Source organism: Desulfocurvus sp. DL1XJH-121 (genome assembly GCF_054819825.1).
Window position 1 is genome coordinate 1 of record NZ_JBTVWW010000070.1, and the last position, 292, is coordinate 292.

The 292-nt window shown below is 62.7% G+C and carries 1 protein-coding gene; it reads left to right on the top strand.

The window, feature by feature from the left end; genetic code table 11:
• Positions 1 to 242, top strand: a 242-nt coding sequence (locus ACYYG1_RS17345; RefSeq protein WP_461211590.1) for an integrase core domain-containing protein, incomplete at its 5' end; no start/stop codon positions are given.
• Positions 243 to 292: the final 50 nt, after the last annotated feature.

Below are 292 nucleotides of genomic sequence, written 5' to 3' on the forward strand. Positions count from 1 at the left end.
GCTTCGTGGAACGCCTGCACAGGACGCTTCTGGACGAGCACTTCCGCATCAAGGGCCGCCAGAAGTGGTACGAGTCCCTGGAGGAGATGCAGGCCGACCTGGACGAATACCTGCGCCACTACAACCATGAGCGCACGCACCAGGGCCGGAACATGAACGGCAGGACGCCGAATCAGGCCTTCCTGGACGGCCTGCCCAAGCCGGAGAAGGGCAAGAAAAAGGCGGCCGAGGCGGCCGCCTAGAAATCACCCCGCCAGGGGCGGCAGTGTCAGGTGAATACTATCTCTGTACA